This window comes from Leifsonia sp. PS1209, from assembly GCF_012317045.1.
Taxonomy (GTDB): domain Bacteria; phylum Actinomycetota; class Actinomycetes; order Actinomycetales; family Microbacteriaceae; genus Leifsonia.
In genome coordinates this window covers 1,858,028-1,872,737 of sequence record NZ_CP051154.1, presented here as the reverse complement: position 1 = coordinate 1,872,737, position 14,710 = coordinate 1,858,028, and the positions used below count along the sequence as shown (strand labels likewise).

16 protein-coding genes and 1 riboswitch are annotated in these 14,710 nt (G+C 70.0%); of the genes, 6 read left to right on the top strand and 10 right to left on the bottom strand.

Annotated features, from left to right (window positions below; translation table 11 throughout):
- Positions 1 to 54: 54 nt before the first annotated feature.
- The 4 genes from HF024_RS08835 (at position 55) to HF024_RS08820 (ending at position 3,883) form a co-directional block, all read left to right on the top strand.
- Positions 55 to 1,350, top strand: a complete 1,296-nt coding sequence (locus HF024_RS08835) for an MFS transporter (RefSeq protein WP_168689312.1) — start codon at positions 55 to 57, stop codon at positions 1,348 to 1,350.
- A gap of 332 nt (positions 1,351 to 1,682) precedes the next feature.
- Entirely contained in the window at positions 1,683 to 2,435 is a 753-nt protein-coding gene (locus tag HF024_RS08830) for a hypothetical protein (RefSeq protein WP_085368516.1), read from the top strand.
- Between the two features lie 33 nt (positions 2,436 to 2,468).
- A complete protein-coding gene (locus HF024_RS08825) occupies positions 2,469 to 3,527 on the top strand; it encodes a hypothetical protein (RefSeq protein ID WP_168689311.1) in 1,059 nt (352 codons plus the stop codon).
- Between the two features lie 74 nt (positions 3,528 to 3,601).
- Positions 3,602 to 3,883, top strand: a complete 282-nt coding sequence (locus HF024_RS08820; protein ID WP_210724083.1) for a metallopeptidase family protein — start codon at positions 3,602 to 3,604, stop codon at positions 3,881 to 3,883.
- A 34-nt stretch (positions 3,884 to 3,917) separates the two neighbouring features.
- Here the strand turns inward: HF024_RS08820 and HF024_RS08815 are convergent, their stop codons facing one another.
- The 6 genes from HF024_RS08815 to HF024_RS08790 form a co-directional block, all read right to left on the bottom strand.
- The gene (locus HF024_RS08815) at positions 3,918 to 4,184 is read right to left on the bottom strand and encodes a hypothetical protein (RefSeq protein WP_085368518.1); all 267 of its coding nucleotides are present in this window, start codon (positions 4,182 to 4,184) and stop codon (positions 3,918 to 3,920) included.
- Positions 4,181 to 4,807, bottom strand: coding sequence for an ATP-binding protein (locus tag HF024_RS08810; protein ID WP_168689310.1), 627 nt, complete (start codon positions 4,805 to 4,807; stop codon positions 4,181 to 4,183). The genes HF024_RS08815 and HF024_RS08810 overlap by 4 nt, the downstream gene beginning before the upstream one ends.
- Entirely contained in the window at positions 4,791 to 5,570 is a 780-nt protein-coding gene (locus HF024_RS08805) for an energy-coupling factor transporter transmembrane component T (protein WP_168689309.1), read from the bottom strand. Before HF024_RS08805 ends, HF024_RS08810 begins: the two co-directional genes overlap by 17 nt.
- Complete coding sequence (locus HF024_RS08800; RefSeq protein WP_281727836.1) at positions 5,567 to 7,093, bottom strand: ABC transporter ATP-binding protein; 1,527 nt, start codon at positions 7,091 to 7,093, stop codon at positions 5,567 to 5,569. Before HF024_RS08800 ends, HF024_RS08805 begins: the two co-directional genes overlap by 4 nt.
- 23 nt (positions 7,094 to 7,116) lie before the next feature.
- Complete coding sequence (locus HF024_RS19795; RefSeq protein WP_085368521.1) at positions 7,117 to 7,743, bottom strand: ECF transporter S component; 627 nt, start codon at positions 7,741 to 7,743, stop codon at positions 7,117 to 7,119.
- Between the two features lie 33 nt (positions 7,744 to 7,776).
- Positions 7,777 to 7,877: riboswitch (TPP riboswitch) on the bottom strand.
- Between the two features lie 12 nt (positions 7,878 to 7,889).
- Positions 7,890 to 8,225: a spore germination protein GerW family protein gene (locus tag HF024_RS08790; protein WP_085368522.1), complete on the bottom strand. Its 336-nt coding sequence runs from the start codon at positions 8,223 to 8,225 to the stop codon at positions 7,890 to 7,892.
- Positions 8,226 to 8,335: 110 nt separating this feature from the next.
- On the opposite strand from HF024_RS08790, the gene HF024_RS08785 reads away from it, so the two are divergent.
- The gene (locus HF024_RS08785; protein ID WP_168689308.1) at positions 8,336 to 9,247 is read left to right on the top strand and encodes an endonuclease/exonuclease/phosphatase family protein; all 912 of its coding nucleotides are present in this window, start codon (positions 8,336 to 8,338) and stop codon (positions 9,245 to 9,247) included.
- Between the two features lie 32 nt (positions 9,248 to 9,279).
- Here HF024_RS08785 and dinB read toward each other — a convergent pair whose 3' ends face one another.
- The gene (gene dinB, locus HF024_RS08780) at positions 9,280 to 10,548 is read right to left on the bottom strand and encodes a DNA polymerase IV (RefSeq protein WP_168689307.1); all 1,269 of its coding nucleotides are present in this window, start codon (positions 10,546 to 10,548) and stop codon (positions 9,280 to 9,282) included.
- A 52-nt stretch (positions 10,549 to 10,600) separates the two neighbouring features.
- Between dinB and HF024_RS08775 the strand changes: the two genes are divergently transcribed.
- Complete coding sequence (locus tag HF024_RS08775; RefSeq protein WP_168689306.1) at positions 10,601 to 11,605, top strand: aldo/keto reductase family protein; 1,005 nt, start codon at positions 10,601 to 10,603, stop codon at positions 11,603 to 11,605.
- A gap of 11 nt (positions 11,606 to 11,616) precedes the next feature.
- On the opposite strand, the gene HF024_RS08770 is transcribed toward HF024_RS08775, so the two are convergent.
- From HF024_RS08770 to HF024_RS08760, 3 genes are all read right to left on the bottom strand, one after another.
- Entirely contained in the window at positions 11,617 to 12,264 is a 648-nt protein-coding gene (locus HF024_RS08770) for a hypothetical protein (RefSeq protein WP_168689305.1), read from the bottom strand.
- Positions 12,265 to 12,372: 108 nt separating this feature from the next.
- Positions 12,373 to 14,058: an MDR family MFS transporter gene (locus HF024_RS08765; RefSeq protein ID WP_168689304.1), complete on the bottom strand. Its 1,686-nt coding sequence runs from the start codon at positions 14,056 to 14,058 to the stop codon at positions 12,373 to 12,375.
- Positions 14,055 to 14,687 carry a TetR/AcrR family transcriptional regulator gene (locus HF024_RS08760; protein WP_168689303.1) on the bottom strand — a complete coding sequence of 211 codons (633 nt, stop codon included), beginning with the start codon at positions 14,685 to 14,687 and terminating at the stop codon, positions 14,055 to 14,057. The genes HF024_RS08765 and HF024_RS08760 overlap by 4 nt, the downstream gene beginning before the upstream one ends.
- Between the last annotated feature and the right edge of the window lie 23 nt (positions 14,688 to 14,710).

Here is a 14,710-nt window from a genome sequence, read left to right as displayed (position 1 = left end):
TCCGTCTTTCTCCCATCGATTGAGTTTTCTCAATCACTGTGTCATCGTTCTTCCATGACCTCGTCCCTCGGAGCGCCGTACTGGAAGCTGTGGACCTCGTCCGCGCTCTCCAACCTGGCCGACGGCGTGATGAAGGTCGCGCTCCCGCTCGTGGCCATCCGCTACACCGAGTCACCGGCGCTGATCGCGGGACTCGGCTTCGCGTTCACCCTGCCCTGGCTGCTGTTCGCCCTCACTGCCGGCGCCCTCGCCGACCGCTTCGACCGCCGGCGCCTGATGCTCATCGGCAACACGGCCCGCGCCACGCTGCTGGCCGCGCTCGTCGTCATCGCCCTGCTCGGCGGAGGATCCATCTGGATGCTCTACGCCGTCGCCCTGTTCGTCGGCACGGCGGAGACGGTCTACGACACCTCCGCCCAGTCGATCCTCCCGCAACTCGTGAGCAGGGACGCGCTCTCCCGCGCCAACGGCCGTCTTTACGCCGCAGAGCTCACCACCAACCAGTTCGTCGGGCCTCCGCTCGGCGGCTTCCTCGTCGCATCCGGGATCGCTGTCGCCTTCGGGGCGCCCGTCCTGCTCTGGGTGCTGGCGATCGGGATGCTGCTGCTCGTCCACGGGCGCTTCAGCACCGACCACCCCGGCACCACCACCATCCGCACCGACATCGCCGAGGGGCTCCGCTTCCTCTGGCACAACACCATCCTGCGCGTCCTCGCGATCATGGTCGGCGTCTTCAACCTGGCGTCGAGCGCCACCTTCACCGTGCTCGTGCTCTACGCGGTCGGCCCGAACTCGGCCATGAAGCTGACCGACCCCGGCTACGGCCTATTGCTCACCGCGTCCGCACTCGGCAGCGTGCTCGGCTCCTTCGCCGCGGAGTGGGCGGAGCGGAGGCTCGGCCGTGCCAGGGCGCTCGCCCTCACCATCCTGGGCAGCGTGCTCACGGTCGCGACGCCCGCGTTCACGACCGACGCGTGGGTTATCGGCGCCGCGTTCTTCCTCGGCGGTATCACCGTGTCGATCTGGAACGTCATCACGGTCTCGCTCCGCCAGCGCATCGCACCGCCCCGCCTGCTCGGCAGGGTCAACAGCGCGTACCGGCTGGTCGCGTGGGGCACCATGCCCCTCGGCGCGGCTCTCGGCGGTGTGATCGCCGAATTCTTCGGCCTGCCTGCGGTCTTCCTCAGCATGGGCGTCGTGGTGGTCTGCCTGCTGCTCGGGATGTTCTGGGTCACCGACACGCGCATGGATGCGGCAGACGAGGCCGCGGAACGCGAGCACGCCGCCGCGACCGCCACAGCCACCTCCGCCACCAGCGGGCCGTCCCCCGCCGAGGAAAACGGCCGCTGATCAGCAGCAACGCACACACGACTTTGCCAGGCTCCGTGCCTCTCGCGTCCAGACTGGCCGTCTAACATTGTCGGGTCGACGGCACTGTACGCCGTCGTGCCGTGCACCTGCCGCGCATCCACCCCCCAACCCCCGGATGCCCGCCGAACGTTTCGCGCGGCACACCCGCGTTGCGCACAGCACGCCATCGGACCACCAGGTCGCCGGTGGATCACGCCTGTGCCTGCGCGGTGTCAGCCCGCCGGGTCGCAGCCTCACCGCTGCAGAGCCGTGCCTCCCCTGCGCCCGAGTGCGAAGAACGGCAGGCGGGGAAGCCCGTAACCAGGAACCACATGCCCCTCACTTTCAAGAACACCACCATCCCCTTCCGCCACATCGTCGCCGGCGTCACCGCCGCCCTGATGACGGCATCGCTCTTCGCTCCCGCTGTCGCCCAGCAGCAGAGCGAGAAGCAGACCCGCGAACTCTCCGAGTCCACCGGGATGCACCACGAACAGCTGGGCGTGTACGAGAGCATCGTGCGCCACCGCCTCGAATCCGAGGCGAAGACCACCATCGTCGGCGCCACCCGCACCGTCGACGCATATGCGGCGAAGGCAGACCCGACGGCGGCCAAGACCGCCATCGCGGGTCTCGACAGCTATCACAAGCTCGACGACTCGACGCTCCGCACCACCATCGACAGCGCGAAGGCCGCGTCGGACGCCCTCGCGGCAGCGGCGGCGGAGGCAGACCGCAAGGCGGCGGAAGCCGCAGCGGCCGCACTGGCCAACGCCAACACCCCGGACGGCGCCAAGTCGGTCGCCCGCTCGCTCCTCGCCGCGCACGGCTGGGGCGACGACCAGTTCTCCTGCCTCAGTAACCTGTGGCAGAAGGAGTCCGGCTGGAACTACCAGGCGTACAACGCGGGCAGCGGAGCCACCGGCATCCCGCAGGCCCTCCCCGGAAGCAAGATGGCCACGATGGGCAGCGACTGGCAGACCAACGCCGGCACCCAGATCAAGTGGGGCCTCGACTACATCTCCCGCTCGTACGGCACCCCCTGCAGCGCCTGGTCGCACTCGCAGTCGGTCAACTGGTACTGATCCACGGCACGGGCTCCCGGTAGACTCGCGCGGGTGAACACCCCCACCGTCCAGGGAGCCCACCTCGTCGGCAGCGTCAACCTGCCAGACGCGGAGACCGTCTTCCGCACCGTCAGCACCCACCTCGGCGACCGGATGCACCGCATCCCGGATGGCGAGGTCGGTGAGCGGTTCTACTGGATCCAGTTCCAGACCAAGCGCTTCGACACGATGAGCGGGCTGTCCCGCATCCCGGTCGAGCCGTTCTACATCCGCGGTGTCTTCGACGGGCGCCCCTTCGTGATCGACGACGGGATGTCCGCCGACGACCTCGTGTTCCCGACCCTCGGTTACGCCGACGCGGCCCTGGAGTCGTTCGCGACCTTCGACAGGATGCGCGCGGCCGGCGAGATCGCAGAGGGCACCCGGTTCCAGGTGTCGCTACCCACCCCTGCGGCGATCACCGGGGCGTTCGTGGTCGCCGAGCACCGCGCGGCGTTCGAGCCGGCATACGAGCGGGCCCTGTTCGCCGAGCTCCAGCGCATCGTCGACGGCATCCCGCACGACAGCCTCGCGATCCAGTGGGACACGGCCGTCGAGTTCGCGCTGCTCGAGTCGGCGAACATCCGGTCGCACCACGCCATCGTGCCGTGGTTCGACGACGTTCTCGGCGGCGTCGTCGAACGCGCCGTCCGACAGGCAGCGGCCGTCCCGGCCGACGTGGAGGTCGGATACCACCTCTGTTACGGCGACGTCGAGGAGGCGCACTTCGTGCAGCCGACGGACGCCGGTCACCTGGCCGACGTGCTCGGCGGCGTGCTCGGCGCTGCGACGCGCCCGATCACCTGGTTCCACCTGCCCGTGCCGATCGAACGCGACGACGCGGAGTTCTTCGCACCGCTCGCTGCTGTGACCGTCCCGCAGCACACCGAGCTGTACCTCGGGCTGCTGCACCACGAGGACGGCGTCGACGGCGCCGAGCGCAGGATCGCGGCGGCGGCGGCCGTTCAGCCGAGGTTCGGCGTCGCGACGGAGTGCGGGTTCGGCCGCGGTCCGAGCGAGCGCACGGTGGAACTGCTCGACCTGCACGCCGCCACCGCCCAGGCGTGGTGACCGTGCCGATCCAGCTGGACGCCGACGCCTTCGAGCGCCTGGTCACCGACGAGCTCGACGAGCTGCCGGACGAGATGGTCGACGGGCTCGACAACGTCGTGTTCGTGGTCGAGGACCGTCCGGAGGACGGCTCACTCGATCTGCTCGGGTTGTACGACGGGGTCGCCCTCACCGAGCGCGACAGTTACGGCTTCGGCGAGATGCCGGACCGGATCATCCTGTACCAGGAGCCGCTGCTGTCGATCTGCGACGACATCGACCAGCTCCGTGAGGAGATCCACGTCACGCTGGTGCACGAGATCGCGCACTTCTACGGCATCGACGACGCCCGCCTGCACGAGCTCGGCTGGGCCTGACCGGCGCGGCCGGCCCGGCCCGCCAGCTGCCCGCCTAGAGGGACTCTTCCTCTTTCTCGGTCTCGACGGGGTCGCTGTCCGGGGCGTCGAACGAGTACGACACGTACTTCTCGCCGTTGACGGTGCGCTCGGCGCCCGCCACGTACCAGAACAGCGACTCGAGACCCTCGATGGCCGCCACGGCGCCGATGCGCTCGTCGACTTTGCCGTCGATCAGGAGGCGTCGCTCGGTCGTTCCGGCCAGGGGGCCGTCGACGTATTCGACGATGTACTCGGTCTCAGTCTGTTCTGCTGCGGTCATGCCTCAACGTTAGTCCTCTGCGCTGCCTGCCGGGCTGCGGCCAGCGGCCAGTCGGTCACGTCGAGCACGAGCGAGGCGTTCTCCCTCGGGCGTTCGCGCGCGAGGTAGCGCTCGAAGTCGTGCTGCCACTGGTCCCAGTGGGTGGCGAAGGAGAGTCCGTCGCGGGCGAGCGCGCGCTCTTTTCGCAGGGCGTCGTCCGCGTCGAGCCAGAGCGCGAGGTCGGCGAGCCGCGCGTTCGCACGAGCGAGCGTCCCGCATCCCTCGACGATCAGGGGCGCGTCGCCGTCGACGGTGTGCCACTCGGCGGGGGCGTCGGCCGCCCAGTCCCAGCGTCGCCACCGTCCTGCCCCGGATGCGCGGAGCGGCGCGAGCAGGTCCGTCCCGACCGCCTCGCTCGCCGCATCCAGCCCGCCCCAGCCCGGGTACAGGTCGTCCATCCGCACCAGCCGTGGGGCGACGTCGCCCGGCCAGTCCGCCAGCAGCAGGTCGGCGAGGGAGCTCTTCCCCGCCCCGCTCGGCCCGTCGATGAGCACCACCGGCGCCGCCCGGCGTGCAGTCGCATCCCGGATCGCTCGCTGCAGCGCATCCCGCAGCCGCAGCTCGGCGTCACGCGCCGAAGACATGCCACGTCCCCGCTGCGATGGCGGCGCCTGCCGCGGTGATCGCGACGGCTGCGGCGAGGGAGAGCGCCACCCAGTCCCGCCCGCGGAACACGCTCTGCCGTGCCCAGGTGCGCACGGTCGACGCCCCGAAGCCGCGCGCCTCCATCGCCGTCGCGAGCTTGGTGCCCCGGCGGATCGACAGCACGAACAGGGCGAACGCCTGGCCGAGCATCCGGCGGAGCGCTCCGGACTCGGAGATGCCGCGGGCGCGCCTGGCGAGGCTGAGCGCGCGCCAGTCGTCGACGAACAACCCGACCAGCCGCAGCCCGGCCAGGCCGCCGAGCACGAACCGCGCAGGAAGGTGAAGCACCTGCGCGAGGCCGTCGGCCAGGTCGGTCGGGTCGATGGTGATGAACAGCAGCACGGCGGGGAGGCCGATCGCGAGGATGCGCAGCGTGGTCGCAACCGCCAGCTGGATGGAGCCGTCGCTGATCTCCACGAACATCCACTGCACGTAGACGACGCCGCTGGTACGGCCGTAGAGCAGCGTGGTGATCCCGGCGAGCGGCGCGGCGATCCAGACGGGAGCCGTGCGCAGCGCGAGCACCCGGAACGGGATGCGCGAGAAGCACAGCAGCACCAGCTCGAGGCCGAGCGCGACCGCGGCGGAGACGATGTCGATGGACAGCAGCAGCACCACCGTGACGATGAGGGCTGCGCCCAGCTTGGCGACCGGGTTGACGGCGCCGAGCGGTCCCTGGCGCACCGGGGCGATGATGCTCACGCGCGCACCTCCGTTCCGGCGCCGAGCGCGAGCCTGGTCGCGCCGATGGCGGTCACGAACTCGTCGTCGTGGGTCGCGGCGACGATGGCGTGCCCCTCGGCGCGCAGCTCGGCGATCATCGCGACCAGACCGGCCCAGGTGTTGGCGTCCTGGCCGAACGTCGGCTCGTCGAGCACGAGAACGGTGGGCCGGGTGGCGAGCGCCGTCGCCACCGAGAGGCGGCGCTTCTGGCCGCCGGAGAGGGTGAACGGGTTCGCGTCGGCGAGCGGTGCGAGCGAGAGCCGGTCGAGCAGCTCGTCGACCCGCGCGGTCACCGCGCTCTCCGGTTCGCGCAGGACGCGCGGCCCGATGGCGAGCTCGTCCCGGACCGTGGAGGCGACGAACTGGTGCTCCGGATTCTGGAACACGCTGCCGATGCGGGTGAGCAGGTCGCGCGAGCGCCACGCGGAGGGCTCCTGCCCGGCCTGACCGGCGAGGGCCCCCTCTGCGCGCAGCACCCCGCCGAGCGGAGGGAGCAGGCCGCCGAGGGTGAGCGCCAGGGTCGACTTGCCCGCGCCGTTCCTGCCGACGAGGGCGAGCGCCGAGCCCTGGGCGATGCGCGCATCCACCCGGTCGGGCAGTGCTGCGGCAGCGAGCTCGGCCGTCCTGTCCGCGTGGCCGCGCCTCCCCCGCCGGGCGCGACGGGCGACGGCAGGACCGCGGCCGAACGCCAACGCGTCGGCGGTCAGCAGCGGTGCGCCGGTGACGACCTCCCTGGCGACGGGCACCGGTTCGTCGGGCAGCCAGACGCCTGCCGTCCTCAGCTCGTTCGAGGTGTCGGCGAGCACGGCATCCGGATGTCCGTCGGCGAGCACACCGCCGTCGGAGGCGAGCACGATCACCCTGTCCACGATGCCGCGCCAGACGGCCACGCGGTGCTCGACCACGATCAGCGTCGCCCCGGTGGCCGCGAGCACGGACTCGACAGCCTCACGCACCTCGATCACGCCGTCCGGGTCGAGGTTCGCCGTCGGCTCGTCGAGCAGCAGCAGTCCCGGCCGCATCGCCAGCAGCCCGGCGAGGGCGAGCCGCTGCTTCTGACCGCCGGAGAGCTCCGCGGTGGGGTGGTCGAGCGGCACCCGGAGCCGCACCGCGTCGAGCGCATCCCGCACCCTCGGCCAGATCTGCTCGCGCGGCACGCCGAGGTTCTCGCAGGCGAAGGCCACGTCATCTCCGACGCGCGCGAGGATGACCTGCGAGTCCGGGTCCTGCAGCAGCAGCCCGCTCGCCCCACGCGCATCGGCCGGGCGCCGTCCCCCGACGATGACGGACCCGACGGTCTCCCCGTCGTCGTCCCCGCCGAGCACCCCGGCGAGGCCTGCGAGCACGGTCGACTTGCCCGCTCCGGATGCGCCGAGCAGCAGCACCCGCTCCCCCGGCTGGATGCTCAGGCTCAGTCCGCTGACCGCCCACGCGTTGCGCCCGGCATAGCGCCAGCCCCAGTCGTCGACCCGAACGGCGACCGGGGCTGACGGTCCGCGCAGACCATCCGCACTGCCTGCGATGATCAGACCCTGCCTGTCGCCTCGCGACCGGATGCGAACCTGCTGAGCGCGCCGGTCTTCGCCAGCGCGCGCACGAGCAGCCAGGAGAGCAGCCCGGCCACGACGATGCCGGAGATGGTCGTGGTGATCGTGTACGTCACGACGAAGCCGAGCTTGGAGCCCGGGTACCAGTAGAGGAGGTCGAGGATCGACTCCGCGATGCCCGCTCCGGCCCCCGCGAGCAGCGCGACAGGCAGCCGCCAGTTTGCGTAGAGAAACAGGGCGAAGACGATCTCGACACCGAGGCCCTGCACCAGCCCGGAGATGAGCGTCGCGAAGCCCCACTGCGTGCCGATCAGCGCCGAGACGGTCGCGGCGACCAGCTCGGTGTAGATCGCAGCACCCGGCTTGCGGATGATCAGCGCACCGAGCACGCCCGCGAACAGCCACGGCCCGTTCAGGATGCCCTGGAAGCCCGGGAGCACGGCGCTCACCGGTCCGGAGATGGGGTTGTCGAGCTGTCCCCAGACCCAGAAGACGACGCCGGAGGCGACGGCGACCACGCTGGCGACGACGATGTCGACGACCCGCCATTTCAGGACGCGCGTGCTGCGATCGGCTGTGGTGCTCGGAGAGAGTGTTGCGTGCACTGTTCGTGCCCTTTCGTTCGTGGAAAGAGGGCACGGGATTCGAGAATGTCTCCCTGCGCTGGCATGATCCAGATCAGGTTCAACGGTCGAAACTTGAGAAGTTTCCTCTCAGCCCGGCTCACCGGACTCCCGTGTTCGCGTTCAGTCTACTTCTTCAACGCCCGGATGATGCGTGCCCAGGCGTGGCCGGCCACCCAGACGAACGGGATGGCGACGGCGAGCAGCGTGATGATGTTCGGACGGAAGTGCACACCGGTCTCGTCGTTGATGTACGCACCGAACGGGATGCTCACGCCTCCACCGCCCGCTCCACCGGGGGCGTCGGCGTCCTCGCCCTCCCCGGCCGAGCCTGCGCCGAAGCCGTACTGCACGGCCGCGACAGGGACGATGGTGGTCCCGTCGATCTCCACGGGCTCGCCGTAGACCGACTTGATGCCGTTTGAGCTGATCGTTTCCGCGAGCTTCAGGGAGATGTTGGTCATGCAGCAACCGTACCCTCCCGCTCCCAGGCTCACCAGGGCAGTGCTCAGCCTCTGTCCAGCGTTTGCGGCGGGTTCTCAGCGGTGCACCGTGAATAATCGTGCGAGTGTCGATGATCCGTTCCAGCCGTGGCCCGCGCGGCATCGTCACAGGCCTGCTCGCCCTCATGGTGGGCGCACTGCTGCTCTGGCACGGTCTGCTGCCGAACATCGTGGGGTCCGCGTCGCTGATCGAGACCTTCCTGCCGTGGCTCGGCGGGGTCATCCTGCTGCTCGGCATCGCCTCTCTGCTGCGGCTGTCCCTGTTCGGCGGGCTCTGCGTCGCGGCGGCCGCCGCGGTCTGGGGCAGCATGTTCCTGCCGACCATCCTGCCCGGGATGCACGCGGGAGCGCCGTCGCTGACCGTCGCGAGCGAGAACATCCACGCCCAGAACACTGCGGCGGGCGCGATCGCGAAAGACCTCGCCGACCGCGCGCCGGACGTGATCGCCCTGCAGGAACTCGACGCCACCTCGCGGGAGACGGTCGCGGGCGTCCTCGCCCCCGGCTACCCGCACAGTGCCGTCGTCGGCACGGTCGGCGTCTGGAGCAAGTACCCGATCAGCGACGAGCAGCGGCTCGACCTCGGCCTCGGCTGGGACAGGGCGGTGCGGGTCGACCTGGCGACGCCGGGAACGCCGACGCGCGTCTACGCGGTGCACATCGCGTCCGTCCGGCCCGGCGCATACCAGTCGCGCGACACGATGCTGTCGCAGCTGGCGGAGACGGTCGCCGCGGACGACGCGGCGAAGCTGATCGTGGTCGGCGACTTCAACACGGCGAGCACCGACAGGAAGTTCCAGCCGCTGCTGTCCACGCTTACCGAGGCGCCGGACAGCACGCTCGGCTTCGGCTTCACCTGGCCGGCCGAGTTCCCGGTCGCCCGGCTCGATCACGCGCTGGTGCGCGGCATGACGAACGTGTCGAGCGACGTGCTGCCGGACAACGGCAGCGACCACCGCGGCATCATCGTCGGGCTGCGCTGACCGGTCGCGCGCTCAGCCTGCTGCGCTGACGCTCAGTCGCTGAGCCAGCGCGGGTTGCGGCCGTCGTCGGCCGCCGCGTCGGCGTCCGGCTGGCGTTTCACCAGGGAGGCCGGCCCGATCATCCCGCGCCCGAACCGTGCGCTGACCGCGTCGAGCGTTCGCTCGGTCTCGCGCCACTCGTCGTCCGGATCCCAGAGCGCCAGGCTGTCGCCTCCGCCGTCGAGCAGTTGCTCGGCGCGTACGCCGATGAGACGGATCGGGGTGCGGCCGAGGTCGAGCCCTTCGTAGACCTGCCACGCCTCCTCGAAGATGCGCCTGCCGACGTTGGTCGGCTCGCCGAGGGTGCGCGAGCGCGTCACCGTGCGGAAGTCGGAGAACCGCAGCTTGAGGGCGACGGTGCGCCCGACGAACCCGTGCTTGCGCAGCCGCTCCCCCACCTGGTTGGACAGCCGCAGCAGTTCGCGGCGCAGCAGATCCTGATCGGAGACGTCGGTCTCGAACGTCATCTCGTGCCCGACGCTCTTCTCGCGGGTCTCCGTGACCACCGAGCGGGGATCCCTGCCGTTCGCGAGCTCGTGCAGTTTGCGTCCTGAGGCGTCGCCCACCGCCTTCTGCAGCACGTGCAGCGGTGCGTCGGCCAGGTCGGCGACCGTGCGCATCCCGAGTCGTTCGAGCGCCTGCTGGGTGCTGGCGCCGACGCCCCAGAGCGCCCCGACCGGCAGCGGGCGCAGGTAGGAGATGATCGCGGACTCCGGGATGACCAGCACGCCGTCGGGCTTGGCCCGGCCGGAGGCCAGCTTGGCCATGAACTTGGTGGGCGCTGCGCCGACCGAGCAGGTGAGGCCGGTCTCCGAGTACACGCGCGCCCTGATCAGCTCGGCGATGCGGCGCGGCGACCCGAGCAGCCGCCTGGCGCCCGCGACGTCGAGGAAAGCCTCGTCGATGCTCAGCGCCTCCACCAGCGGGGTGACCTCGGAGAAGATCGCCATGACCTTCTCCGAATACTCCTTGTACTTGTGCATGTGCGGCGGCAGGATGATCGCCTGCGGGCAGAGCCGGAGCGCCTGGGAGACGGGCATCGCGGAGCGCACCCCGAACTTGCGCGCCTCGTACGTCGCGCTGGTCACGACCGAGCGCGGGCCGGGGTGACCGACGATGGCGGGCTTGCCGCGCGCATCCGGTCGGTCGAGCAGCTCGACGGAGGCGAAGAACGCGTCCATGTCGACGTGCAGGATGGTGGCGGACGAGTCGTCGATCGGCTCGGTGGTCACCCGCCTGTCGTTGCCGTCCGCTCGTCCCACCAGACAAGCTTGCCACGTGCCGCCGACAGTGTCGTCGGGTAGCGTGAGCATCATGGAATTCAGGTACCTCGGCAACAGCGGACTCAAGATCTCCGAGATCATCTACGGCAACTGGCTCACCCACGGCTCCCAGGTGGAGAACGACATCGCGACGCAGAGCGTCCGTGCAGCACTGGATGCGGGCATCACCACCTTCGACACCGCGGATGCGTACGCGAACACGGCGGCGGAGAAGGTCCTCGGCGACGCGCTCAAGGCCGAGCGCCGCGCCTCCCTCGAGATCTTCACGAAGGTCTACTGGCCCACCGGCCCCAAGGGCCACAACGACGTCGGGCTCTCCCGCAAGCACATCTTCGAGTCGATCGACGGCTCCCTGGAGCGTCTCGGCACCGACTACGTCGACCTCTACCAGGCGCACCGGTACGACTACGAGACGCCGCTCGAGGAGACGATGCAGGCGTTCGCCGATGTCGTGCGCGCCGGAAAGGCGCTCTACATCGGCGTCTCCGAATGGAACGCGGAGCAGCTGCGCGCCGGTGCGGCGCTGGCGAAGGAGCTGAACTTCCAGCTGATCTCCAACCAGCCGCAGTACTCGATGCTGTGGCGGGTCATCGAGGGCAAGGTCGTCCCGGCCTCCGCCGAGCTCGGCATCTCGCAGATCGTCTGGTCGCCGGTGGCGCAGGGCGTGCTGACCGGCAAGTACCAGCCGGGCGGAGAGGTGCCGGAGGGCAGCCGCGCCGCGGACAGCAAGGGCGGCGCGAACGCGATCAAGTCGTTCATGAACGACGACGTGCTCACCGCCGTGCAGCGTCTCCGCCCGATCGCCGACGAGCTCGGCATCACGATGGCGCAGCTCGCCGTCGCCTGGGTGCTGCAGAACCCGAACGTGGCGGGCGCCATCGTCGGAGCATCCAAGCCGGAGCAGGTCGCCTCCAACGCCGCCGCAGCGGGCATCCGCCTCTCCGGCGACGTGCTCGCCCGCATCGACGAGGCCGTCGGCGACGTGGCCGTCACCGACCCGGCAGAGACCGTCTCCCCCGCTCAGCGCCCCGCCTGATCGGCGAGGAGCTAGACGAGGGCGGCGACGACGGGGGCGAACCAGGCGCGGAAGGCGTCGGAGTCGTCTCGGAGGGTCGTGCTGAGGATGACGGAGTGCGGGCCGACGATCCAGGCTCCGCGCTCCTCGAGCGGGAGCACGGAGAGATCCAGCCGGAAGTAGCCGGCCTGCCTCCGCAGCTCGTGCTCGCGGTCGCGCACCACATCCACGATGTCGGCTGCGCGCCTGGCGTGCGTCTGCGCGCTCGCCCTGGCGTACTCGTCGTGCCGCTCCGTCGCCCACAGCAGCGCCTCGTCGAAGTGCTCCAGGATGAGGTCCTGCAGCTCGATCGCCCTGTCGAACGCCGAGAAGTGGGGCGGCTGCAGCAGCGACCCCGCCGCCCTCCGCTCCCTGTCGACGGTGAACTCGAACCACGCCAGCCACTGCTCGGCCAGCGGGCTGCCCTCCGCTCCGGGATGCGCTGGGCGACGCCGGGCGGGAAGCACGGGGAGCGCACCGGTCGCCGGATGCAACACGGGAGCGACCGCCGGCGTCAGCCGCGGGATCACGGGGTCGCCGACCCCGTCGAGGTGTCCGAGGTCGCGGAGGGCGAGCGCCATCAGCAGGTCCCAGGGACAGTCCTCGGTGACCTGCCATCGAAGGGTGCCCTCGACGAACATGCCGTCATTGTAGGAGCGTCCGCCGCGCGGGGCCAGTGATTGCGGGTAAAGGGCACGGCCCGCCCTCCCGAAGCCGGGGAGGACGGGCCGTTCGGACGACGAGGCCGGTCAGCTCCTGAGGAGCGTTCCGTCCAGCTCGTCGTCCTCGGCGGGCTGCGCCGTGTCGGACGCAACCGCCTGCTGGGAGGCCGCTTCCGCATCCAGTGTCGGATGCGTCGAACCGTCGATCTGGGCGGTCGTCGCGACCACATCGCGCTCGATGGTGGTGGCCAGCGGCTTCTCCTTGACGAAGCAGAGCAGCACGACCGCGACGAGCAGCAGCGGGACCATGTAGAGGAACACCGGGGTGAGCGCATCGTTGTACGACCCGACGATCACGTCGCGGATCGGCGCAGGCAGGCTCTTGACGATCGCGGGGGTGAGCGAGTTGGTCCCGCCGCCCGCCGCCTGGCCTCCTGCCGGCATCCGCTCGGTGAGCAGTTCGGTGAGGCGCGACGCGAACAGGCTGCCGACGATCGCGGAGCCGAGCGAGGCTCCGATCTGACGGAAGTAGTTGTTCGCCGCCGTCGCCGTGCCGACCTGGGACACCGGGAACGCGTTCTGCACGATGAGGATCAGGATCTGCATGCTCATCCCGAGCCCGATTCCCATGACGGCCAGGTAGCTGCAGAGCACCCACACCGGCAGGGTCGGGGTCATGGTCGACAGCAGCACCAGGGCGACGCCGACGATCACCGTTCCCGCGATCGGCAGCCACTTGTACCGTCCAGTCCTGCTGACCAGCTGCCCGGAGACGATCGAGGTGATGAGCAGCGCGGCCATCATCGGGATCATCAGGAAGCCGGCCTCGGTGGCGTTCGCCCCGGTGACCATCTGCAGGTAGGTGGGCAGGTAGGCGAGGGCGCCGAACATCGCGATGCCGATGATCAGACCGGCGATCGTGGTCAGGTTGAAGTTGCGGTCCTTGAACAGCGCCAGCGGCATGATCGGCTCCGCCGCCGCCTTCTCGACGAAGACGAAGGCGATGCCCGCCGCGACCGTTCCCACGACCAGCGAGACGATCACGGGCGAATCCCAGGCGTACGTCGTGCCGCCCCAGGTGGTCAGCAGCACCAGGCAGGTGGATGCGATGGCGAGCAGCCCCATCCCGGCCACGTCGATGCGCGGCTTGCCTGCGGTGTTCTTCGGCAGGCGGAGGAAGGCGACGGCGGACGCGATGGCCAGGATGCCGAGCGGGATGTTCATCCAGAACGCCCAGCGCCAGCCGATGCTCTCGGTGAACCAGCCGCCGAGCAGCGGGCCAGCGACGGATGAGAGGGCGAAGACGCCGCCCATGATGCCCATGTACTTGCCGCGCTCGCGGGCGGGGACGACGTCGGCGATGATCGCGTTGGAGAGGATCATCAGTCCGCCGCCACCGAGACCCTGCACGGCACGGCCGACGATCAGCCAGCCCATGTCGCCCGCAAGGCCGCCGACGACCGAGCCGGCCATGAACAGCCCGATGGCGATGATGAACAGGCCCTTGCGGCCCATCAGGTCGCCGAGCTTGCCGTAGACCGGCATCATGATCGTGGACGCCAGGATGTATGCCGTGGTCACCCACAGCATGTGCTCGACGCCGTTCAGCTCGCCGACGATCGTCGGGAGGGCCGTGGAGAAGATCGTCTGGTCGAGGGATGCGAGGAGCATCGTGACCATGAGGCCGGCGAAGACGAGGAGGATCGCCTTCTTCTTCGGAGCCCCGTCGGGCATCGCGCCCGCGGTCTCCTGGTGGAGTGCTGTCTGACTCATGCGAGTGCCGTGATCACCTTTCCGGCGAGCTCGACGGCCCGCCTCTGAAGTTCTGCTGTGTCGCGCACGGAGCCGTCGGCGACCCACTCTTTGACGGCAGCGCGGATGGCGCCGCCGCAGAGCGGGAGGATCAGCTCGGCGAGCGAGTCGCGTTCGGCGTCCGGGAGGGCGGAGAACGCAGGATCGTTCGTGAGGAAGAGGGAGACGCCCGCGACGAGCTGCTCCCCCATCCGTGTCATCTGGGCGAACTGTCGGCGCAGGAGTTCCGGATGCTCCTTGACGATCGCCATCCTGGCCGCGTGCAGCTCGGTGTCTCCGATCGCCGGGCCCATCACGTGCAGCAGCAGGCCGATCACCTGTTCGACGACCGGCAGCCCGGCGGTGGCCGCCCTGTGCTGGTCGAGGAAGGCGTCGTCGATGGGCAGGTCGCGCATCCCGAGGATGGCGTCCTCTTTGCTGTCGAAGTAGTTGAAGAAGGTGCGGGGCGAGACGGGCACACGGGCGCAGATCGCGTCGACCGTGGCGTTCTCGAGTCCGACCTCTGCCACCAGCAGTACGGTGGCGCGTTCGAGCTGCGCCCGTGTCTCCAGGCGTTTGCGCTCGCGCAGTCCGAGGGTTTCCGATGTCACCTGACTATTATTGCACTCGCTGC